General features: G+C 50.6%; 22 protein-coding genes and 1 other annotated feature. Of the genes, 12 read left to right on the forward strand and 10 right to left on the reverse strand.

Features of this window, described 5'->3' with window-relative positions; genetic code table 11:
* The first annotated feature begins 56 nt into the window (after positions 1–56).
* Both ompW and OGV98_RS08345 read left to right on the forward strand, forming a co-directional pair.
* Positions 57–695 carry an outer membrane protein OmpW gene (gene ompW, locus OGV98_RS08340; RefSeq protein WP_003833354.1) on the forward strand — a complete coding sequence of 213 codons (639 nt, stop codon included), beginning with the start codon at positions 57–59 and terminating at the stop codon, positions 693–695.
* Between the two features lie 567 nt (positions 696–1,262).
* On the forward strand, positions 1,263–1,979 hold the full coding sequence (locus OGV98_RS08345; RefSeq protein ID WP_003020658.1) for a YebC/PmpR family DNA-binding transcriptional regulator: 717 nt from the start codon (positions 1,263–1,265) through the stop codon (positions 1,977–1,979).
* A gap of 72 nt (positions 1,980–2,051) precedes the next feature.
* On the opposite strand, the gene OGV98_RS08350 is transcribed toward OGV98_RS08345, so the two are convergent.
* Positions 2,052–2,510, reverse strand: a complete 459-nt coding sequence (locus OGV98_RS08350) for a hypothetical protein (protein WP_202581277.1) — start codon at positions 2,508–2,510, stop codon at positions 2,052–2,054.
* A 239-nt stretch (positions 2,511–2,749) separates the two neighbouring features.
* Between OGV98_RS08350 and OGV98_RS08355 the strand changes: the two genes are divergently transcribed.
* Together OGV98_RS08355 and OGV98_RS08360 are read left to right on the forward strand one after the other, a co-directional pair.
* On the forward strand, positions 2,750–3,025 hold the full coding sequence (locus OGV98_RS08355) for a hypothetical protein (RefSeq protein WP_003020652.1): 276 nt from the start codon (positions 2,750–2,752) through the stop codon (positions 3,023–3,025).
* 186 nt (positions 3,026–3,211) lie between these two features.
* The gene (locus tag OGV98_RS08360) at positions 3,212–4,684 is read left to right on the forward strand and encodes a GGDEF domain-containing protein (RefSeq protein WP_210943398.1); all 1,473 of its coding nucleotides are present in this window, start codon (positions 3,212–3,214) and stop codon (positions 4,682–4,684) included.
* A 32-nt stretch (positions 4,685–4,716) separates the two neighbouring features.
* On the opposite strand, the gene trpA is transcribed toward OGV98_RS08360, so the two are convergent.
* From trpA to trpL, 6 genes are all read right to left on the reverse strand, one after another.
* Positions 4,717–5,523 (reverse strand): tryptophan synthase subunit alpha, encoded by an 807-nt coding sequence (gene trpA / locus OGV98_RS08365; protein WP_003020647.1) that lies wholly within the window; start codon positions 5,521–5,523, stop codon positions 4,717–4,719.
* Entirely contained in the window at positions 5,523–6,716 is a 1,194-nt protein-coding gene (gene trpB, locus OGV98_RS08370) for a tryptophan synthase subunit beta (RefSeq protein WP_003841283.1), read from the reverse strand. The genes trpA and trpB overlap by 1 nt, the downstream gene beginning before the upstream one ends.
* A gap of 10 nt (positions 6,717–6,726) precedes the next feature.
* The gene (gene trpCF, locus OGV98_RS08375) at positions 6,727–8,085 is read right to left on the reverse strand and encodes a bifunctional indole-3-glycerol-phosphate synthase TrpC/phosphoribosylanthranilate isomerase TrpF (protein ID WP_210943416.1); all 1,359 of its coding nucleotides are present in this window, start codon (positions 8,083–8,085) and stop codon (positions 6,727–6,729) included.
* A gap of 3 nt (positions 8,086–8,088) precedes the next feature.
* The gene (gene trpD, locus OGV98_RS08380; RefSeq protein ID WP_003020639.1) at positions 8,089–9,684 is read right to left on the reverse strand and encodes a bifunctional anthranilate synthase glutamate amidotransferase component TrpG/anthranilate phosphoribosyltransferase TrpD; all 1,596 of its coding nucleotides are present in this window, start codon (positions 9,682–9,684) and stop codon (positions 8,089–8,091) included.
* A complete protein-coding gene (locus OGV98_RS08385; RefSeq protein WP_279279215.1) occupies positions 9,684–11,246 on the reverse strand; it encodes an anthranilate synthase component 1 in 1,563 nt (520 codons plus the stop codon). Before OGV98_RS08385 ends, trpD begins: the two co-directional genes overlap by 1 nt.
* Before the next feature lie 23 nt (positions 11,247–11,269).
* Positions 11,270–11,364 (reverse strand) — a sequence feature (Trp leader region).
* Positions 11,341–11,385, reverse strand: a complete 45-nt coding sequence (gene trpL / locus OGV98_RS08390; RefSeq protein WP_191229385.1) for a trp operon leader peptide — start codon at positions 11,383–11,385, stop codon at positions 11,341–11,343. Its footprint overlaps the feature before it by 24 nt.
* Positions 11,386–11,520: 135 nt before the next feature.
* Between trpL and rnm the strand changes: the two genes are divergently transcribed.
* The 3 genes from rnm (at position 11,521) to rluB (ending at position 13,992) form a co-directional block, all read left to right on the forward strand.
* Positions 11,521–12,399 carry an RNase RNM gene (gene rnm, locus OGV98_RS08395; protein WP_016150339.1) on the forward strand — a complete coding sequence of 293 codons (879 nt, stop codon included), beginning with the start codon at positions 11,521–11,523 and terminating at the stop codon, positions 12,397–12,399.
* Entirely contained in the window at positions 12,396–13,016 is a 621-nt protein-coding gene (locus OGV98_RS08400; RefSeq protein ID WP_003020628.1) for an L-threonylcarbamoyladenylate synthase, read from the forward strand. The genes rnm and OGV98_RS08400 overlap by 4 nt, the downstream gene beginning before the upstream one ends.
* A gap of 100 nt (positions 13,017–13,116) precedes the next feature.
* Entirely contained in the window at positions 13,117–13,992 is an 876-nt protein-coding gene (rluB, locus tag OGV98_RS08405) for a 23S rRNA pseudouridine(2605) synthase RluB (RefSeq protein ID WP_016150338.1), read from the forward strand.
* Between the two features lie 83 nt (positions 13,993–14,075).
* Here the strand turns inward: rluB and cobO are convergent, their stop codons facing one another.
* On the reverse strand, positions 14,076–14,666 hold the full coding sequence (gene cobO, locus OGV98_RS08410; protein ID WP_202581280.1) for a cob(I)yrinic acid a,c-diamide adenosyltransferase: 591 nt from the start codon (positions 14,664–14,666) through the stop codon (positions 14,076–14,078).
* Positions 14,663–15,424, reverse strand: coding sequence for a YciK family oxidoreductase (locus OGV98_RS08415; RefSeq protein WP_003843987.1), 762 nt, complete (start codon positions 15,422–15,424; stop codon positions 14,663–14,665). Before OGV98_RS08415 ends, cobO begins: the two co-directional genes overlap by 4 nt.
* Before the next feature lie 221 nt (positions 15,425–15,645).
* Between OGV98_RS08415 and sohB the strand changes: the two genes are divergently transcribed.
* Positions 15,646–16,692, forward strand: a complete 1,047-nt coding sequence (sohB, locus tag OGV98_RS08420) for a protease SohB (protein WP_003843986.1) — start codon at positions 15,646–15,648, stop codon at positions 16,690–16,692.
* Positions 16,693–16,802: 110 nt separating this feature from the next.
* Here the strand turns inward: sohB and OGV98_RS08425 are convergent, their stop codons facing one another.
* Entirely contained in the window at positions 16,803–17,054 is a 252-nt protein-coding gene (locus tag OGV98_RS08425; protein WP_286551236.1) for a YciN family protein, read from the reverse strand.
* A 398-nt stretch (positions 17,055–17,452) separates the two neighbouring features.
* Here OGV98_RS08425 and topA point away from each other — a divergent pair, with 398 nt between their 5' ends.
* From topA to OGV98_RS08445, 4 genes are all read left to right on the forward strand, one after another.
* Complete coding sequence (gene topA / locus OGV98_RS08430) at positions 17,453–20,050, forward strand: type I DNA topoisomerase (protein ID WP_121540120.1); 2,598 nt, start codon at positions 17,453–17,455, stop codon at positions 20,048–20,050.
* 208 nt (positions 20,051–20,258) lie between these two features.
* Positions 20,259–21,233: an HTH-type transcriptional regulator CysB gene (gene cysB, locus OGV98_RS08435; RefSeq protein ID WP_032935573.1), complete on the forward strand. Its 975-nt coding sequence runs from the start codon at positions 20,259–20,261 to the stop codon at positions 21,231–21,233.
* Positions 21,234–21,547: 314 nt separating this feature from the next.
* Positions 21,548–21,688 (forward strand): YmiA family putative membrane protein, encoded by a 141-nt coding sequence (locus tag OGV98_RS08440; protein ID WP_213083937.1) that lies wholly within the window; start codon positions 21,548–21,550, stop codon positions 21,686–21,688.
* A 2-nt stretch (positions 21,689–21,690) separates the two neighbouring features.
* On the forward strand, positions 21,691–21,861 hold the full coding sequence (locus OGV98_RS08445) for a YciX family protein (protein WP_169328871.1): 171 nt from the start codon (positions 21,691–21,693) through the stop codon (positions 21,859–21,861).
* Positions 21,862–22,016 lie beyond the last annotated feature (155 nt).

Here is a 22,016-nt window from a genome sequence, read left to right on the forward strand (position 1 = left end):
TTACTCCAAAGTAGGTATATTCATTCCGCTTTTATAACCATAACGATGGAGCGGACATGAAAAAATTAACAGTTGCAGCATTGGCTTTAACAACTCTTCTCTCTGGTAACGCATTTGCGCATGAAGCTGGAGAGTTCTTTATTCGTGCAGGTTCTGCCACCGTCAGACCGACGGAAGGTGCAGGTGGTACGCTGGGCAGCTTGGGTGGCTTTGATGTCAGCAATAACACGCAGTTGGGTCTGACATTTACCTACATGGCAACCGACAATATCGGTGTTGAATTACTGGCGGCTACACCGTTCCGCCATAAAATTGGTACTGCAGCAACGGGTGATATTGCCACCGTACATCATTTGCCGCCGACGTTAATGGCACAGTGGTACTTCGGTGACTCCAGCAGTAAACTGCGTCCGTACGTAGGTGTTGGTGTGAACTACACGACCTTCTTCGATGAAGGCTTTAACGATAACGGTAAAGAAACAGGATTATCGGACCTGAGTCTGAAAGATTCCTGGGGTGCAGCAGGGCAAGTCGGTATGGACTATCTGATTAACCGCGACTGGCTGATTAACATGTCGGTCTGGTACATGGATATCGACACCACCGCAAGCTATAAAATGGGTGGCGTCCAGCAGCGCGACAGTGTACGCCTCGATCCGTGGGTGTTTATGTTCTCTGCGGGTTATCGTTTTTAAGTTCTTCTGCAAAACTCCTCTGCAAAACTGGTCATCAAATGACCAGTTTTTCCATTCTTTTCCACGCGTATCGTTGTTTTGACCAGCCGTAGTCAACTGAGTCACGTGTGCTTCTGAACACATCAGTCAGAGATGCTGGTTGTACCGCTCCACCCATTTAGCATTTCCCTTTGTTGGAGTGGTGGAGTAAATATAGGCTAAGTATCTTGTCCCGGTACTAAACGAACACACTATCAAATAAGGCGCAGTGCAAGATGACTTGTAGCGCTCTCTTTAAGCAGTACCGCGGTAACTATAATAGCCTGTGTGTTTATCTGGAATATCGCTTTTGTTTCTATTCTCTTATGCATTATTACTGCGGCTCATTTATTACGTACAAAAAAGAACCTGCAGATAATCAGGGGATAACTTATCCAAAATGTTAACTATTGATAAAATTAAAGTAACATATCGTAAAATTTGGATATTTTATTTTTCATGGACTAAGGTTTATACATCATGATATAATGTGATGGCAGATTATTTACCATTCAATAATGTAAATGAATTTTCGAGGAGATCATTCCAGTGGGACGTAAGTGGGCAAATATTGTTGCTAAAAAAACAGCTAAAGACGGTGCAACGTCTAATGTATATGCAAAATTCGGTGTAGAAATTTATGCTGCTGCTAAACAAGGCGAACCAGACCCAGAATTAAATACATCTTTAAAATTCGTTATTGAACGTGCGAAACAAGCGCAGGTTCCAAAACACGTTATTGATAAAGCCATTGATAAAGCCAAAGGCGGCAGCGATGAAACGTTCGTGCAAGGGCGTTATGAAGGCTTTGGTCCCAGTGGCTCACTGATTATCGCTGAAACATTGACTTCAAACGTTAACCGTACGATTGCTAATGTCCGCTCAATTTTTAATAAAAAAGGCGGGAATATCGGAGCGGCGGGTTCTGTCAGCTATATGTTTGACAATACCGGAGTAATTGTATTTGAAGGGACAGACCCTGACCATATTTTTGAAATTCTGCTTAATGCTGAAGTAGATGTTCGTGATGTAACCGAGGAAGAAGGAAACATCGTTATTTATACTGAATCTACAGATCTTCATAAAGGCATTGCAGCTCTAAAAGCAGCAGGAATTACTGAGTTCTCAACCACAGAATTAGAAATGATTGCTCAATCAGAAATTGAACTTTCACCAGAAGATTTAGAAGTCTTTGCAGGGCTTGTTGATGCTCTTGAAGATGACGATGATGTTCAAAAAGTATATCATAACGTTGCAAATCTCTAATGATAGATTAAAGAAATCTGTCATTATGGCAGATTTTTTTAACTCATAAAGTTGTAATGAGTGCACTATTTATTACAAACTCGGATATTTTCCATCATCATCAACTAAAAATATCTGAGATAGGTACCAGGTATCATTCTCTTTGGACAATTGATATTCATAAATAGGTGAATAATACTGCCTCGATAATCTGGTCGTCACGGTCGCTACTTTTTCAGAAATATGAACCGATATGATGTTCTCTTGCTCAGGATCATGACTAGACTCAGAACCAAAAGCTATAGGCTCGCCCTGAAAACCAGGTTTTGTATATTTATTCAAAAGCTCATTCCAACCCTTCTGGGCCAGGAGCATAACTTCTTGCTTTCCGTAGTTCTGATTTCTCTGAAATGACTGATCATTCCAATATTTATAATCCCTCTGGAAAGCGGTGATTACCTGTTCCGGAGTATTTGCCAGTATGTCCCCAGCGCTTAAAAATCCAACGCTTAACATAACTAATTTAATCAACAGATGTTTCAACAAGTTCACCCATATTTGGCATGTTTTACTTCAGTGTCTCGCAAGGGACTTTTTGAAGTCAACTTCATTAATGGTTGCACAACCAAGACGACCGAACTGTATAGATTCCGGGCATACCTGCCCGTGGTTAGCAACCAGGAAAAATTCCCCTCGTTCTTCATTTAAAAAATTCTGGGGAAAACATCCTGCCTTTCTCCCCTTTGATGTAGTGCTACTCTTTAAACAAGCCAACTTTGAGGGTATTGCTGATGATGTTGACCCGCCATCTGCTACAGCAAAAAATCACACTTCTGGAACCGTTCTACGAGGATCAAACGGCAGCGTTTGCCGTGAGTGTTGCACGTGAGTTATTGCTTTACATGGATAAAACTGAGGCGCTGGAGAAACTTATTGCGACTCCGGTTACACTACCTTATTGCAGCGCAAGTCCGGTTTGTGAGATTGAGGCGGGCTATGCCGCAGGCGTAAACGACTGCCGCGAGGCCATCCGGCGAGCAGGGTATCCTATCGAAGGTGATGATTAGTTTGCGCTTATGTTAACAACTATGTGCTTTTATTGTATAAATCTGTAACCTAAGCGCGCGATTGCGGGCTACATCAACGTACCTGCTTCGGAGTGGCAAACATTCTCTATCAACGTACAACGCTGTTATGCAACAACATAAACGGGTAACCGATTTGGCAATACTGTTAACTATCAGGGTGGACTCGTGAAGATTGTGCAGGATAAGCTCAGAAACAGGCAGGCTCTGCTGGTATCCGGGCTCATTACGTTGATTTTTACCTCGTTGTTTCTGTTTATCATTTATGAACAGCGTATGGCGGCCGCCAGTGAAGGCGTTAGCCGCCTGCAAGCTCACATGTTGGACATTTTTAACGATAATGAACTGATTGCCGATGCGATTGGCGAGCGTTATTACCACATCAAAACCGGGGAACAGTGTGGTGTTAAGGCGCAGTTTGTTCCGCGAAACAAAGATGAATGGGGAATTAACGCCGACCCAAAGCGGGTTCATTCTGCAACGGGAACGATTATTGCTCAGCAACCCAGCCATAACGCGCTGTGTATGTATACTGCGGCGGAGTTCATTCGCGGAATGGTTAATGAGCTAAATCCAGGCAGCTTCGATGCGCACCGTTACATTATCGCCAGCAATTCAGATTATTTTTATTGGTTTATGGCTTCCGACTCGCGCAATTTCAGTTTTTCTGACTCCGAAATGGCGATGGATATTACGCATTTTTTCTATCCGCCCACCGATTTCTATACCCGGTTGTTGCAAAAAAACGTAAAAAATAAAGCTCTCAGTTCAACAAACTTCTATACCGATAAAATTACCGGTGAAAAAGCCTACAGCGTAGTGAGCTATATCTACGATCTGTCGGGTAAAGAGATATCAGACCAAATCGTTGCCTATCTGGTCTATGATCATTCGAAGCCTGAGCTGCAGGAAGCGTTAGCCGAGGCGTTTGATAATCAAATCCTTCCCGGATTGAACGTGGAGTTGGTGAATCTGACCAACAAAGAGAGCCTCTGCTTATCCGGCAAATGTGCGGGGCAATCCAGCTATTTGGTGCGCAATTTTTCGGAGAAATATGCGCTGCACTATTCGCTTTCATTAGGCCGTTTTATGGCGCGCGATACACATGCCGGGATTGTTATCCTGCTGGCGCCGTTCTTTTTCATCATCATTAGCTTCTCGTTAAAGTCATGGCTAAACGAAAGCGACCTCAAGGTTTATATCGATACTCTGACCGGCTGTTTTAACCGCCGAATACTCGACATTATCAAGCGTCGGGATTTATCACACTGTTCGGTGGTGCTACTGGACTGCAATAAATTTAAGGCCGTCAATGATACCTGGGGCCACGCGGCAGGCGATCGCGCGTTGCAAATTATCGCCAACAGGATGCTGTCAAACACTCGCACCAGCCACGATATTGTAATTCGTACCGGCGGGGATGAATTTATGATCCTGCTGTTTCGATCGCAGGCAACTGACGCCATAGCAATCGCGCAACGTATTAGCGGGCAGGTGACCAGTCATGTGTTTGTGGTGGATGGGCATACCGTGCCATTGTCAGTATCGTGGGGAATTGCAGAAGTGAACGGTGAACTGGATGTGGCCATTCAGAATGCGGATAGCGCTATGTATAGAATGAAGCACACGAAAGAAGGGTGAAACCGCCAGACGTCTCTGGCGGTTGATTTAACTTACTGGTGGGTGGCGGCTTTCATCGTGCTGACAAACGCTTTCAGCTCAGCCAGCATCTGTTCTGGCGCCGCAACATTCTTCTCAATAATTTTCACAATCGCCGAGCCGGAAATAGCGCCGGCAGCGCCCGCTTCAATAGCTCCGGCTACCTGTTCAGGCGCTGAGATACCGAAGCCCTGTAAAGAAGGCGGAGCATCATATTGTTTCAGCTTTTCAACCAAATGATGCAGCGGTAATGCCGCACGATTTTCGGCACCGGTCACACCTGCACGTGAAAGCAGATAAGTGTAGCCGCGACCGTAAGAGGCAATCTGGCGTAGCAGTTCTTCATCAGCGTTCGGCGGGCAGATGAAAATCGGTGCGATGTTGTGACGCAGTGCAGCAGTTCTGAATGGCGCAGACTCCTCAACAGGGACATCGGCTACCAACACAGAATCCACACCCACTTTTTCGCACTGGGCGTAAAACTCGTCAATGCCCTTGCTGAAGACCAGGTTGGCATACATCAGCAACCCAATGGGAATCGTCGGATGCTTCTGGCGAATCAGCGCCAGCATTTCAAAGCATTGCGATGGTGTGACGCCGGCGGCAAACGCACGCAGAGTGGCTTCCTGAATGGTTGGGCCATCGGCCAGCGGATCGGAGAACGGAATGCCGAGTTCAAGCGCGTCGGCACCAGCTTCAATCAGCGTATCAATGATTTTCAGTGACTGCTCAACAGACGGATCGCCCAGGGTTACGAAGGGGACAAAAGCACCTTCTTTGCGGTCCTTCAGCTGGGCAAACAGGTTTTCGTAACGTTCCATCAGATTTCCCCTCGCGCTTTCAGAATATCGTGTACGGTGAAAATGTCTTTGTCGCCGCGACCGGAGAGATTAACCACCAGTAACTGCTCTTTTTCCGGATTTTCACGCATCATTTTCAACGCGTGCGCCAGGGCATGGGAGGACTCCAGTGCCGGAATAATCCCCTCGTGCAGACACAGCGTTTTGAAGGCTTCCAATGCTTCATCATCGGTTATTGAAACATAATCGGCGCGACCAATGCTGTTCAGGTACGCATGCTGTGGCCCGACCGATGGAAAGTCGAGCCCGGCGGAAACAGAGTAAGACTCTTCAATCTGTCCTTCTTCGGTCTGCATCATCGGGGACTTCATGCCGAAGTAAATCCCGACACGACCATGTTTCAACGGCGCGCCGTGTTCTCCAGACTCAATCCCGTGACCGCCTGGCTCTACGCCAATCAGACCGACGCTGGTTTCATTAATAAAATCGGCGAACATACCGATGGCGTTAGAACCGCCACCCACGCAGGCGATAACGGCGTCCGGTAGACGACCTTCTTTTTCCAGAATCTGCGCCTTGGTTTCTTCACCGATCATCCGCTGGAACTCACGCACAATAGTCGGGAAGGGGTGCGGACCTGCCGCTGTACCGAGCATATAGTGCGCAGTATCGTAACTGCCAGACCAGTCGCGCAGCGCTTCGTTACAGGCATCTTTCAGCGTTGCGGAACCGCTGTGAACGGGGATAACTTCTGCACCCATCAAACGCATACGGAAAACGTTCGGCGACTGACGTTCAACATCTTTCGCGCCCATGTAAATACGGCATTTCAACCCCAGCAGTGCGCTGGCGAGAGCAGATGCAACACCGTGCTGCCCCGCGCCTGTTTCGGCGATAATTTCCGTTTTACCCATGCGCTTCGCCAGCAACGCCTGGCCCAGCACTTGGTTGGTTTTGTGCGCGCCGCCGTGCAGTAAATCTTCACGCTTGAGATACAGCGTCGTGTTGGTGCCTTGAGTAATGTTCTGGCACTTGGTCAGTGCGGTTGGGCGACCCGCATAGTTTTTCAGCAGGTCTGTAAACTGCGCCTGAAATTCAGGATCTTTTTGCGCGCTGACAAAAGCTTCTTCCAGCTGGCGCAGGGCAGGCATCAGAATCTGTGGCACATACATACCGCCAAATTCACCAAAATACGGATTGAGTAATGTTGTCATGTCCTTTTCCTTAATATGCGCGCAGCGTCTGAAAGACCGAAGCCAGAAGACGTGCATCTTTGATGCCCGGCTGTGACTCTACGCCAGAATTGAAATCGAGACCGGCACAGCCGGTTTTTGCCGCGTCAACGCAGTTATCTGCGCCAAGTCCGCCAGCCAGTAATACGTTATCCAGCGATTGTCCGCCTAAAAGTGACCAGTCGAAGCGTTGCCCGCTGCCGCCCTGACCGTTGTCGAAGACGTATTTATCGACATGCTGATAATCACGGGCTGGCAACTTATCGCTGACGCTGAGCGCCTTCCAGATTTGTACCTGTGCGGGTAGCGCATTGCGTAGCGCGTCTACGTAGGCCTGATCTTCGCTACCATGCAGTTGCACGGCAGTGAGTCCCAGAGCAGCCGCTGTTTCACGTACGTCGATAATATCTGTGTTGCGAAACACCCCGACGTATTGCAGCGGCGCGCCGGTCATGACCTCTCGCGCTTGCTCAACGCTAACCGCGCGTGGCGATGTGGGTACAAATATCAGTCCGCCATAAATCGCGCCGGATTTATACGCCGCGTTGGCATCCTGAGCCCGGGTTAAACCGCAGACTTTATTCTCGCCGAGCAGTACGCGACGAACGGCGGCGTGCAGATCACCATGCGACATCAGCGCGGAACCAATCAGAAAACCGTTGGCGAAGTGGCTGAGCTCGCGCACCTGACCATAGGTGTTGATCCCGGACTCGCTGATGACGGTCACACCGTGGCCCAGGCGCGGCGCAAGCTGGCGGGTGCGATTCAAATCAATCGACAAGTCGCGTAAATCGCGGTTGTTGATACCAACGACTTTGGCGCCCAGTGCGATAGCACGCTCCAGCTCTTCTTCGTTGCTGACTTCGGTCAGTACGCCCATTTTCAGGCTGTGGGCGACGGCGGCGAGTTGACGATATTGTTCATCATCGAGGACCGACAGCATCAACAAACAGGCGTCCGCCTGGTAGAAACGCGCCAGGTAAATCTGGTAAGGATCGATAATAAAGTCCTTACACAGAACAGGTTGCGGCGCGATGCGGCTGACGATAGGCAGGAAATCAAAACTGCCCTGGAAATATTTCTCATCGGTCAGTACGGAAATCGCGGAAGCATAATGTTTATAAACGCCCGCAATCTGTGCCGGGTCGAAGTCATCACGGATCACGCCTTTTGACGGCGATGCTTTTTTACATTCCAGAATAAAGGCGGTGCGCGCACCTTGCAGCGCATCGTAGAAATCACGAGAGCTGGGTTGAACATCATTTTGAAAGCTGGCCAGCGGTTGTTGCTGTTTGCGGGCTTCTACCCAAATCGCCTTGTCTGCGACAATTTTCGCTAAAACGGTTTGCATCATTTACCCTCTTGCTGCCAGTGCAGTGACACGGTCATAGGCCGCACCGCTGCGCAGTACATTAATCACGGTTTGCGCATTGGCTTTTAAATCTTCTTCACCGTGCAAGCGCATTAACATGGCGACATTCGCGGCAACAGCGGCTTCATGAGCGGCTTCACCTTTACCTTGTAACAAGCGACTAAGAATGTCACGGTTTTCTTCCGGTGTGCCGCCAGCCAGCTGTTCCTGGTGGTAAGGCGTCAGGCCAAAGTCTTCTGCCGTCAGTTGATAACTCTTGATTTCCCCATCGTGCAGCTCTGCCACAATGGTCGGTGCATGCAGCGAAACTTCGTCCATGCCACCGCTGTGCACTACGGCTGCCCGCTGATATCCGAGCACGCGCAGCGTTTCGGCAATCGGCAGCACCAGCTCCGGGCTGTAAACGCCTATCAGCGCCAGCGGCGGATGTGCCGGGTTAATCAACGGGCCGAGCACGTTAAACAGCGTGCGGGTTTTCAACTGCTGGCGTACCGGCATGGCATGGCGAAAACCGGTGTGGTATTTCGGCGCAAACAGAAAACACACGCCGAGATCGTCAAGCGCCTGACGGGATTTGTCGGCGTTCATATCCAGATTGATGCCAAATGCCGCTAACAGATCCGAAGAACCTGACTTGCTGGAGACGCTGCGGTTGCCGTGTTTGGCAACTTTCAGTCCGCAAGCCGCAGCAACAAAGGCGCTGGCGGTAGAAATATTGATGCTGTTGCTGCCGTCGCCGCCGGTACCGACAATATCGGCGAACAGATAATCAGGGCGCGGGAATGGGGCTGCGTTTTCCAGCAGCGCGGTTGCCGCACCGGCAATTTCATTCGGGTGTTCGCCACGAATTTTCATGCTCACCAGCGCCGCAGCCAGTTGTTCCGGCTTCAGTTCACCGCGGACCACGGCAGAGAACAACTGGTGGCTTTCCTGCTGGGACAGCGTCTGGGCCTGATACAGTTTCTCCAGAATTGGTTGCAGCGTATTGGTTTGTTCAAGCTTCTGTTGCGCCCAGGCCAGCGTTTGTTCCAGCAGACGCGCGCCCTGGGTGGTCAGAATGGATTCCGGATGGAACTGGAAGCCGCAGACGCGATCGGTATCGTGACGCACCGCCATCACCATGCCGTTAAAGTGGGCGTTAATGGTTAATCCTGCCGGAACGTTGCTGCCAACCAGCGAATGATAGCGTGCCACCGGCAGCGGATTAGCCAGACCAGCAAACATTGCCTGACCGTCGTGTTCAATGCTGGACGCTTTGCCGTGCAGGATTTCTCCAGCCTGGCCCACATATCCACCATAGGCCTCAACAATGGCCTGATGTCCCAGACAAATGCCGATGATTGGCAGCTTGCCGCGCAGACGGGTTAACAGCTCCGGCATGCAACCTGCTTCGCTTGGCGCACCTGGGCCTGGAGAGAGCATCAGCACAGGATTTTTCATCGTTGCTAAGCGGTCAATCAACGTCTGGGCCGGAATATGGTTGCGGTAAATCACCACGTTGTGACCATTAGTACGCAGCTGATCCGCCAGGTTATAGGTAAAAGAGTCGATATTATCGAGCAGCAGAATGTCAGCCATTAGAAGGTCTCCTGTGCGTGGTGCGCGGTGGCGATAGCACGCAGAACCGCGCGCGCTTTATTACGGGTTTCATCGGCTTCAGACTGCGGTACAGAATCCAGAACAATTCCGGCACCGGCTTGTACGGTGGCAATACCGTCTTCCACGAGGGCGGAACGAATGACAATACAGGTATCCAGATCGCCATGAGCCGTGAAGTAACCTACCGCGCCGCCGTAGCTGCCACGGCGACGACCTTCTGCCTCGGCGATAAGCTGCATAGCGCGAACTTTTGGCGCTCCGCTTAACGTGCCCATATTCATACAGGCGCGGTAAGCGTGCAGCACATCCAGATCGCTACGCAGCTCGCCGACCACGCGCGAAACCAGGTGCATAACGAAGGAGTAACGATCGACTTTGGTGAGGTCAGCAACATAGCGGCTGCCAGGCGTACAGATGCGCGCCAGGTCGTTACGCGCAAGGTCAACCAGCATCAGGTGCTCAGAAAGCTCTTTATGGTCGGTACGCATTTCCAGCTCGATACGGCTGTCAAGGTCGCGGTCAAGCGAACCGTCCGCACGACGACCGCGCGGACGAGTGCCGGCAATCGGGTAGATCTCAATCTGGCGGCTGGTGGCATCGTATTTCAGCGAGCTTTCCGGGGAGGCGCCAAACAGCGTAAAATCGTTGTCCTGCATGAAAAACATGTATGGGCTGGGGTTACTTTTCTTCAGCACATAGTAGGCTGCCAGAGGTGACGGGCAGGGCAGCGAGAAACGGCGGGACGGAACCACCTGGAAAATTTCGCCCGCGCGAATCGCTTTTTGCATCCTACGCACCACGGCGCCAAACTCTTCATCGCTCTGATTGCATTCGCAGCGCATCTGCGGGACTTCAGTAACGGGCAGCGGCGGCGCAGGCTCGGTAAGCTGTTGGCTCAGCTGCGCCAGACGGGCGTTAAGACGCTGTTTCTCCGCATCATTGGGGGTAAAAACACTGGCCTGAATTCGGGTGCTTTTTTTCTGGTGGTCGATAACCATCAGCGTTTCTGCCAGATAGAAGCAGTAGTCAGGACAACGGTTGCCCGCTTCAAGCTGAGGTAAATCTTCAAAACCGGCAACCAGGTCGTAGGAAAACAGACCGCCGAAGAACATCGCTTCACGTTCTTGCACAGGAACATTCACCAGCCCCTGCAGTAAGCGAAAAGCATCAAATACGGAAAGAGAACATAAACGGGCGTCTTCATCCAACAGCGGGCTGACGGCAGGGAATCGCAGATGACGACCATTCGTCTGTTTTTCATTCTCAACGCCAGCGGGCAGGGCAGCATCCAGCAAGGGCAGCAGCGATGCGCCGTTTGCGGATAACGCCTGAATAGTGACAGTGTCACCGAGAGCGGTAATGCGCAATGCGCTGTCGACTAGCAGCAAGCTCTTCAGATCGTCTTTGCTGTCGATATCTGCAGATTCCAGCAGCAGCGTTGCCGGACGTGCGCCACACACCTGATGAAACAGCGATGTCGGATTCTCACGGTAGGCGGCATCGCAGGCAAGCAGTTCGAGTATCGGTTTTTGTGTTTGCATCGTTATTCTCATTAATTTTGTTCAAAAAAAAGCCCGCTCATTAGGCGGGCCGGGTATCTGGTTGCAAATTGCAGACGTAAGACACTGCCCGAAATCAGGAAGTGCGCCACCAACCGTGCAGAAAAAATGTTGCTTTCATTGCAGATACCTTCTTCATGTGAACTTGCGTACTAGTTAACTAGTTCGGTGGGGTAAAGTCAACACCTGATTTCAGTATATTTGCCGAAACCGCTATGATGGGCGTGTTACGACATTTATTAAAACGGGAGCCGCCTTGAGCGACACGAATTACGCAGTGATTTATGACCTGCATAGTCATACTACAGCCTCCGATGGGCGATTAACCCCAGAAGCCTTAGTACACCGTGCGGTAGAGATGCGAGTCGGTACACTGGCGATCACCGATCATGACACCACGGCGGGCATTGCGGCGGCAAGAGAAGAAATTTCACGTTCGGGTTTAGCGTTAAATTTGATCCCTGGTGTCGAGATATCAACTGTCTGGGAAAACCATGAGATCCATATAGTGGGTCTGAACATTGATATCGCCCATCCCATGATGTGCGAGTTTCTGGCGCAACAAACGGAACGTCGTCAGCAGCGTGCGCGCCTGATTGCCGAACGACTCGACAAAGCGCATATCCCCGGCGCGTGGGAAGGGGCGTTGCGCCTGGCTGATGGCGGGGCGGTTACGCGAGGCCATTTTGCGCGTTTCCTGGTGGAATGTGGCAAAGCCACAACCATGGCGGATGTCTTTAAAAAATATCTTGCCCGTGGGAAAACCGGTTACGTTCCGCCACAGTGGTGTACAATAGAACAAGCTATTGATGTCATTCATCATTCTGGCGGTAAGGCTGTTCTGGCTCATCCTGGGCGGTACGATCTTAGCGCTAAGTGGCTGAAAAGACTGGTTGCACATTTTGCTGAACATCGCGGCGACGCGATGGAAGTAGCGCAGTGTCAGCAGTCTCCCAATGAACGCACCCATCTGGCGACGCTTGCGCGTCAGCATCAATTATGGGCATCGCAAGGGTCTGATTTTCATCTACCCTGCCCATGGATTGAGTTGGGTCGTAAACTTTGGTTGCCCGCAGGCGTGGAAGGCGTCTGGCAACTTTGGGAGCAGCCCGAGATCACAGAGAGGAAAGTATGAGCCAGTTTTTTTATATTCATCCCGAAAACCCGCAGCAGCGCCTGATCAATCAGGCCGTTGAAATCGTGCGTAAAGGTGGGGTGATCGTCTATCCAACCGATTCCGGCTATGCGTTGGGCTGCAAAATTGAAGATAAAGGCGCAATGGAGCGCATTTGCCGCATCCGTCACCTGCCGGACGGGCACAACTTTACGCTGATGTGCCGTGACCTGTCTGAACTGTCGACCTATTCGTTTGTCGACAACGTGGCCTTCCGTTTAATTAAAAACAACACGCCGGGCAACTACACCTTCATCCTGAAGGGGACGAAAGAGGTTCCGCGCCGCTTGTTGCAAGAAAAACGTAAGACCATCGGCCTGCGTGTACCCTCAAACCCGATAGCACTGGCGCTGCTTGAAGCGCTGGGCGAGCCGATGCTCTCCACGTCACTGATGCTGCCGGGTAGCGAATTTACCGAGTCAGATCCGGAAGAAATTAAAGACCGCCTGGAGAAACAGGTGGATTTAATTATCCACGGCGGATATCTCGGCCAGCAGCCGACCACGGTCATTGATTTAACCGATGATTCTCCGGTGGTGTTGCGTGAAGGCGTCGGTGACGTTAAACCTTTCTTATAAGGGCGCGAACCGCTATACTACGCGGCCTTAAAATGGCGCTGACTGGCGCCGTTGATTCTCCTGTTCGACGCCTGTGAAGGCGACACCTAAAGGAAGCTCTATGAGCGAAAAGTTACAAAAAGTGCTGGCGCGCGCTGGCCACGGTTCTCGCCGTGAAATCGAATCTATTATTGCCGCGGGTCGCGTGAGCGTTGATGGCAAAATTGCCACGCTCGGCGATCGCGTTGAAGTCACTCCGGGTCTGAAAATCCGTATCGACGGTCATCTGATTTCGGTTAAAGAGTCTGCGGAGCAAATCTGCCGTGTTCTGGCCTATTACAAGCCAGAAGGCGAACTGTGTACCCGTAACGACCCGGAAGGTCGTCCGACCGTGTTTGATCGTTTACCAAAACTGCGTGATGCGCGCTGGATTGCCGTAGGGCGTCTGGACGTGAATACCTGTGGTTTACTGCTGTTTACAACCGATGGTGAACTGGCTAACCGTCTGATGCACCCAAGCCGCGAAGTTGAGCGTGAATATGCGGTACGTGTGTTTGGTCAGGTTGATGATGCAAAACTGCGCGATCTGAGTCGTGGCGTGCAGCTGGAAGATGGTCCGGCGGCATTTAAAACGATCAAGTTCAGCGGTGGTGAAGGGATCAACCAGTGGTATAACGTCACGCTGACCGAAGGACGTAACCGTGAAGTCCGCCGCCTGTGGGAAGCTGTAGGTGTACAGGTAAGCCGTCTGATTCGTGTCCGTTATGGTGATATCCCGCTGCCGAAAGGCTTGCCGCGTGGTGGCTGGACAGAGCTTGATCTTGCTCAGACCAACTATCTGCGTGAACTGGTGGACCTGAAGCCGGAAACGACCTCTAAAGTGGCCGTCGAGAAAGATCGTCGTCGCATGAAGGCGAATCAGATCCGTCGTGCGGTGAAGCGCCACTCTCAGGTCGGCGGCAGCCGTCGTCCGGGTGGTCGCAGCAACAACGGTTAATCATGACCAGGCCTGATAAGCAAAGCGCCATCAGGCGTTAGCGTGGAGCCGGATGCGGCGCAAACGCCTTATCCGGCCTACACTCAATAATCGATCCCTGCTTGGGCTTTCACGCCCGCTTCAAACGCATGCTTGACCGGGCGCAGCTCGCTAACCGTGTCAGCTAACTCCAGAATATCGCGATGACATCCACGGCCGGTGATAATGACCGTTTGATGGGTTGGGCGCGCTTTCAGGGCATTGATGACCTCTTCAAGCGGCAGATAGTCGTATGCCACCATGTAGGTTAGCTCATCCAGTATCACCATATCCAGTTCATCGTCGGCCAGCATCCGCTTGCCGTGTTCCCACACGGCCATACAGGCTGCGGTGTCAGACTCGCGGTTCTGCGTTTCCCAGGTAAATCCTGTCGCCATAACCTGAAACTCTACGCCGTGGGGTTCAAGTAAGTTACGTTCTCCGTTTGGCCACGTACCTTTAATAAATTGTACGACGCCGACTTTTTTACCATGGCCCACAGCGCGCGTGGCGGTACCGAATGCGGCGGTGGTTTTACCCTTACCATTTCCGGTGAACACGATGATAATTCCGCGCTCATCTTTCGCTGCGGCAACGCGTGCGTCAACCCGATCTTTTACGCGCTGTTGACGTTGCTGATAGCGTTCTTCACTCATTGGGCAATTCCTGGTTTACGGCCCGGCTGGGCATCAAAAGTCATACCGGTTTTACGGCGGCTGTCATCGCCCATCAGCCACAGGTAGAGCGGCATAATATCGGCGGGAGTTTTCAATTTTTGCGGATCTTCCGTTGGGAATGCGCTGGCTCGCATGCCAGTTCGCGTCCCACCAGGATTGATACAGTTTACGCGCAGATGACGGTTTTGATACTCATCAGCCAGAACCTGCATCATCCCTTCGGTCGCAAATTTTGAGGTGGCATATGCTCCCCAATTGGCGCGTCCCTGGCGACCGACACTGGAAGAGGTAAAGACCAGCGATCCGGCATCGGATTTGAGTAACAACGGCAGCAATGCCTGAGTCAGCATAAAAGTGGCATTTACATTTACCTGCATCACATCCTGCCAGACCTGCGGGTTTTGTTCACTCATTGGACAAATATCGCCGAGTAATCCGGCGTTATGCAGTACGCCATCCAGACGCGGGAAATGTGCTGCAATGCGCTGCGCAAGCTGGTGACATTCTTCAGAGGTACAGGTCAGTAGATCCAGTGTAAACCACTGTGGTTGTGTTCCGTTTTCATCGGCGATAGTGCGGGCAACCTGACGCAGTTTTTCTTCGTTACGCCCAAGCAGGATAACGGTCGCGCCATAGCGTGCATAGGTCTGCGCGGCTTCGCGTCCGATACCATCGCTGGCACCGGTGATAAGAATAATGCGGCCCTGTAGAAGGTCTTGTTTAGGTTGGTAATGCACGGCTACTCCTCGGCGACGTCCTGGATATCTCGTTCGCGATAACTTTTGGGCTTTATGCCTTAAACCCTGTACTTTTTCAATCAGCCAAAGGCAATAACACCGCAAAATGAACGCTTTGTCATGCTTTTTACTGATTCAGCACTGGATGTATGAAGCAAGACGAGGTGACACGCCTGTTGTACACTGAGCGGAAGTCGCGTTGTTTAACCAAGGTGGGTCTCGTGGAATTGTTGTCTGAATATGGGTTGTTTTTGGCAAAAATTGTCACTGTCGTGGTGGCTATTGCAGTGGTGGTGATGCTGATCGTAAACGCGACACAACGCAAACGTCAGCGTGGGGAATTGCGGGTTATTAACCTCAGCGATCAATATAAAGAGATGAAGGAAGACCTGTCGCTAGCCTTATTGGATGGGCATCAGCAAAAATTCTGGCATAAGGCGCAGAAAAAGAAACAAAAGCTGGAGGCGAAAGCGGCTAAGGCAAAAGCGAAACTGGGTGACAGTACGTCATCAGATAAACCTCGTGTATGGGTGCTTGATTTTAAAGGCAGTATGGATGCCCATGAGGTCAGCGCATTACGCGAAGAGGTGACGGCTGTGCTGGCGGTTGTTAAACCTCAGGATCAAGTGGTGGTTCGTCTGGAAAGTCCGGGTGGTGTGGTACATGGTTATGGCCTGGCTGCGTCCCAGTTACAACGTCTGCGCGATAAGCAGATCCCGCTGACCGTTACGGTAGATAAAGTCGCTGCGAGCGGCGGATATATGATGGCCTGCGTGGCGGATAAAATTGTCTCGGCGCCGTTTGCTATCGTCGGCTCAATTGGCGTGGTGGCGCAGATCCCGAACTTTAACCGCTTCCTGAAAGGGAAAGATATTGATATCGAACTGCACACCGCCGGACAGTATAAGCGTACGTTGACCTTACTCGGTGAAAACACGGAAGAAGGGCGGCAGAAATTCCGCGAAGATCTGAACGAAACGCATCATCTGTTTAAAGATTTTGTGCAGCGCATGCGTCCGACTCTGGACATTGAGCAGGTTGCCACCGGTGAACACTGGTTTGGTCAACAGGCGCTGGCAAATGGGCTGGTGGATGAGATCAATACCAGCGATGAGGTGATCCTCGGGCTGATGGAAGGTCGTGAAGTATTGAACGTTCGCTATCTGCAGCGTAAAAAGCTGATGGATCGTTTTACCGGTAGTGCGGCGGAGAGCGCCGATCGTTTGCTGATGCGCTGGTGGCAGCGGGGGCAGAAGCCACTGATGTAAAATTGTCATTGCCGGATAGCGATGCTCATATATCTCCTATCCGGCCTACAAATATGCATCAATATAGGCTGGATAAGGCGATGCCGCCATCCGGCAAATTATTACTCGTGTTAATCGATCAAGTGATACTTTTCGGAAAGTACGTGCGCCAGGTGTTTAAACATATTAAACACCGCCGTACTTTTGGGCGTTGGTAGCCCTTGCTCGTCTAAAAAGTAATCTCCGCTGAAAACCAGCACGCCGTTTCGCTGCGTAACGCCGGTGGCGACAATCCCCGCCAGCGTGTCCTCATGCTCACGAATGGTTTTGTTGGCTTCAATCAGCAGTGTTTCGCGATCGATGGGTTGAGTGTCTTTATGCATGATTTACTCCTTAAACAAGGACATTAGTCTACGCTGAGCCCGCCTTATGGGCAAATATTCCCTGACATAAATGAAGGTTTTACGACAGTGTTACAACTGGCGAGATTTGTTTTTGCATGCTAATAAAGTTGCGTAACGCATTTTATCAGGTACAGTGTGACGCTTTCGTCAATCTGGCAACAGATTTGCTTGACATTCGACCAATACTTCGTCGTGCTAGAGCGTTTGTGAGAAAAAAAGCCTGTTAACTCAGTTACATGAGAGTTACATTACAAGCGCGAATCAGTTTAAAGGGTTGATATCCGCCGACGCAGAGACCATATCAATGTCTCGTCGCCAGTGGAAGGTGAATCAACGTGCGACGCATTCTGGAAGAATCAAATTAGGTAAAGGTGAATATGGGTAAAGCTCTTGTCATCGTTGAGTCCCCGGCAAAAGCCAAAACGATCAACAAGTATCTGGGTAATGACTACGTGGTGAAATCCAGCGTCGGTCATATCCGTGATTTGCCGACCAGTGGCTCAGCAACTAAAAAGAGCGCCGACTCAACCTCCACCAAAACGGCTAAAAAGCCCAAAAAGGATGAACGTGGCGCTCTCGTCAACCGTATGGGTGTTGACCCGTGGCACAACTGGGATGCGCGCTATGAAGTGCTGCCTGGTAAAGAGAAAGTTGTTTCTGAACTGAAGCAACTGGCTGAAAAAGCCGACCACATCTATCTCGCAACTGACCTTGACCGCGAAGGGGAAGCCATTGCATGGCACCTGCGGGAAGTCATCGGTGGCGACGACACCCGCTACAGCCGCGTGGTGTTTAATGAAATTACCAAAAATGCTATTCGCCAGGCGTTTGAAAAACCGGGCGAGTTGAACATCGATCGTGTTAATGCGCAACAGGCGCGCCGCTTTATGGACCGTGTTGTGGGCTATATGGTGTCGCCACTGCTGTGGAAAAAAATTGCACGCGGTCTGTCTGCCGGTCGCGTACAGTCTGTGGCTGTGCGTCTGGTGGTTGAGCGTGAACGCGAAATCAAAGCATTTGTTCCAGAAGAGTTCTGGGAAATTGATGCTAACACGACCACGCCGGGCGGCGACGCGTTGCCGCTTGAGGTGACGCATCAAAATGATAAGCCGTTCCGTCCCGTAAATCGGGAACAAACGCTTGCCGCTGTTAGCCTGTTGGAAAAAGCGCGCTATAGCGTATTGGAACGTGAAGATAAACCGACCAGCAGCAAGCCGGGCGCACCGTTCATTACCTCCACGCTACAGCAGGCTGCGAGCACGCGTCTCGGCTTCGGTGTGAAGAAAACCATGATGATGGCGCAGCGCTTGTATGAAGCGGGTTACATCACTTACATGCGTACTGACTCAACCAACCTGAGCCAGGATGCAGTGACCATGGTTCGCGATTACATCAGCGATAATTTTGGTAAAAAATATTTGCCGGAAAACGCGAATCAGTACGCCAGCAAAGAGAACTCGCAGGAAGCGCACGAAGCTATCCGTCCTTCCGATGTCGCCGTACAGGCGGAATCGCTGAAAGATATGGAAGCTGATGCGCAAAAACTGTATCAGCTGATCTGGCGCCAGTTTGTTGCCTGTCAGATGACCCCAGCTAAATATGATTCCACGACGCTCACCGTGGGTGCGGGTGATTTCCGCCTGAAGGCGCGCGGTCGTATTCTGCGCTTCGATGGCTGGACGAAAGTGATGCCAGCGTTGCGTAAAGGCGATGAAGATCGCATCTTACCGGCGGTGAACAAAGGCGATACGCTGACGCTTATCGAACTGACGCCAGCACAGCACTTTACTAAACCGCCTGCGCGCTTCAGTGAAGCTTCGCTGGTTAAAGAGCTTGAAAAGCGTGGCATTGGTCGTCCATCTACCTATGCGTCGATCATTTCTACGATTCAGGATCGTGGTTATGTTCGCGTTGAAAACCGTCGCTTTTACGCTGAAAAAATGGGTGAAATCGTCACCGATCGTCTGGAAGAAAACTTCCGCGAACTGATGAACTACGATTTTACCGCGCAGATGGAAGATAGCCTCGACCAGGTGGCGAATAAAGAAGCCGAATGGAAGGGCGTACTCGACAACTTCTTCACTGATTTTACTCAGCAACTGGATAAAGCCGAGAAAGATCCTGAAGAAGGCGGTATGCGTCCGAACCAGATGGTGCTGACCAGCATTGATTGCCCGACCTGCGGACGCAAGATGGGTATTCGTACCGCCAGTACCGGCGTTTTCCTTGGTTGCTCCGGCTATGCACTTTCCCCGAAAGAGCGTTGCAAAACCACCATTAACCTGGTGCCGGAAAACGAAGTATTGAACGTGTTGGAAGGCGACGACGCGGAAACGAACGCATTGCGCGCCAAACGCCGCTGCCAGAAGTGCGGTACGGCAATGGACAGTTATCTTATCGATCCTAAGCGTAAATTGCATGTGTGTGGTAATAACCCAACCTGCGACGGCTACGAGATCGAAGAGGGCGAGTTCCGTATCAAGGGTTATGACGGTCCTATCGTCGAGTGCGAAAAATGTGGTTCTGAAATGCACCTGAAAATGGGACGTTTCGGCAAGTACATGGCGTGTACTAACGACGAGTGCAAAAACACCCGTAAGATCCTGCGTAACGGTGAAGTCGCTCCGCCGAAAGAAGACCCAGTTCCGTTGCCGGAACTGCCGTGTGAAAAATCTGACGCGTATTTCGTGTTACGTGATGGTGCTGCAGGTATCTTCCTGGCGGCCAATACGTTCCCGAAATCACGTGAGACTCGTGCGCCGTTGGTGGAAGAGTTGTACCGCTTCCGCGATCGCCTGCCGGAAAAACTGCGTTATCTGGCAGATGCGCCGCAAACTGATCCGGATGGTAACAAGTCCATGGTTCGTTTCAGCCGTAAAACCAAGCAGCAATACGTTGCCGCTGAGAAAGACGGTAAGGCGACTGGCTGGTCCGCGTTCTTTGTTGACGGCAAATGGGTAGAAGGGAAGAAATAACAGCGTTTCGGCTGAATTTCTCCTCAAAGGGTCGCGTAAGCGGCCCTTTTTGTTTCTCGCATATTATTTTTTGTCATACCTATACAGCGTACATATAAATGATATAGTGGTTATAGTTAACAGAGTTTTTATTATTAAATCGTATTAGCAGCGCCCGCGAGCCTGCACTGAAACGATGATTTGATGGCGCGAATCGGGATGGCATAACATGAAATTACAGCAGCTTCGCTACATTGTTGAGGTGGTGAACCACAACCTTAATGTCTCCTCAACAGCGGAAGGGCTTTATACCTCGCAGCCCGGTATCAGTAAGCAAGTTCGTATGCTGGAAGATGAACTTGGCATCCAGATTTTTGCCCGTAGCGGTAAGCACCTGACGCAAGTTACGCCAGCGGGGCAGGAAGTTATTCGTATTGCGCGAGAAGTTCTGTCGAAGGTGGATGCCATTAAGTCCGTTGCTGGCGAACATACCTGGCCGGACAAAGGCTCGTTATATATCGCCACTACGCACACTCAGGCGCGTTACGCTTTACCGAACGTGATTAAAGGTTTTATTGAGCGCTATCCTCGCGTCTCATTGCATATGCACCAGGGATCGCCGACACAAATCGCCGAAGCCGTTTCGAAAGGAAATGCAGATTTTGCTATCGCGACGGAAGCTTTGCACCTGTATGACGACCTGGTGATGTTACCTTGCTACCACTGGAACCGCTCGATCGTCGTCACGCCGGATCATCCGTTGGCGGGAAAACCTTCGGTTTCTATTGAGGAACTGGCACAGTATCCGCTGGTGACCTACACGTTTGGTTTTACCGGACGCTCGGAGCTGGACACCGCGTTTAACCGCGCGGGTCTGGAGCCACGTATTGTCTTTACCGCAACCGATGCTGATGTCATTAAAACCTATGTCCGTCTGGGCCTTGGCGTGGGTGTGATTGCCAGTATGGCGGTTGATCCTGTATCCGATCCTGACCTGGTACGCGTGGATGCTCACGATATCTTCAGCCATAGCACCACCAAAATTGGTTTTCGTCGCAGCACCTTCTTACGTAGTTACATGTATGATTTCATTCAACGTTTCGCGCCGCATCTGACGCGTGATGTGGTGGACACGGCGGTGGCGCTGCGTTCCAACGATGATATTGAAGCCATGTTTAAAGATATTAAATTGCCTGAGAAATAATAACGACTGTAACCTCGTCGGTATCCATAAGCATAAAGCGATACCGACGGGAAACACTGAATTAATTGATAATTTACCGTGGATAAATTAACCATATATAGCTTGTGGAAAAAATTCTCTAAAGTAGTTTCAAATTAGTCAGCTTGCCAAAAATTCCTTTCAAATATTTATAACCGATCAAACAATCGATTTATTTATCAGGACGAGTCTGAAAATTAACTGGCTTTTTTTCGCCTTTTTTATTAGGATTCCTCCTATCTGATGATTAATTGTACCGATTGTTTGGTGCCTAAATGATAAGTGATTTCGATAGTATGAGGTTAGCGATGCCTTCAGGAAACCAGCCAGCACGCAGGGATCCGGTGATGAAACGTAAAGCCTGGTTCGCCGTATTTCTTGGTTCTGCGATATTCTGGATTATTGTCGCACTCGTGGCCTGGAATGTGTGGGGGTAAGTATGTCCGCACCAGAGCAGCACTCTACCGAAAGGCTATCGCCTCATGACCATGAACAAGAGAGCAAAACCGTCGCAGAGAAGGGGCAGAAGGTACCCGAATCCTGGAACCTTTCTCCTGAACAACGGGCGTTTATTGATCTGTTAACTGATGATGATGAACAGAAACAATAATTCGTACGTATTTTATAATAATAACGATTACCTTGTGCCCTTGAATATCGAATCATTTATCCATGTAATCGTCATCAACAACCTAATCAACGTATTATCCATTGCTCTATTGCCTGCTGAATATCCATCCTATTAATCTACACGGCTAGACCTTC

Origin of the sequence: Citrobacter sp. Cf136 (assembly GCF_030333815.1) — a bacterium.
GTDB lineage: Bacteria > Pseudomonadota > Gammaproteobacteria > Enterobacterales > Enterobacteriaceae > Citrobacter > Citrobacter freundii.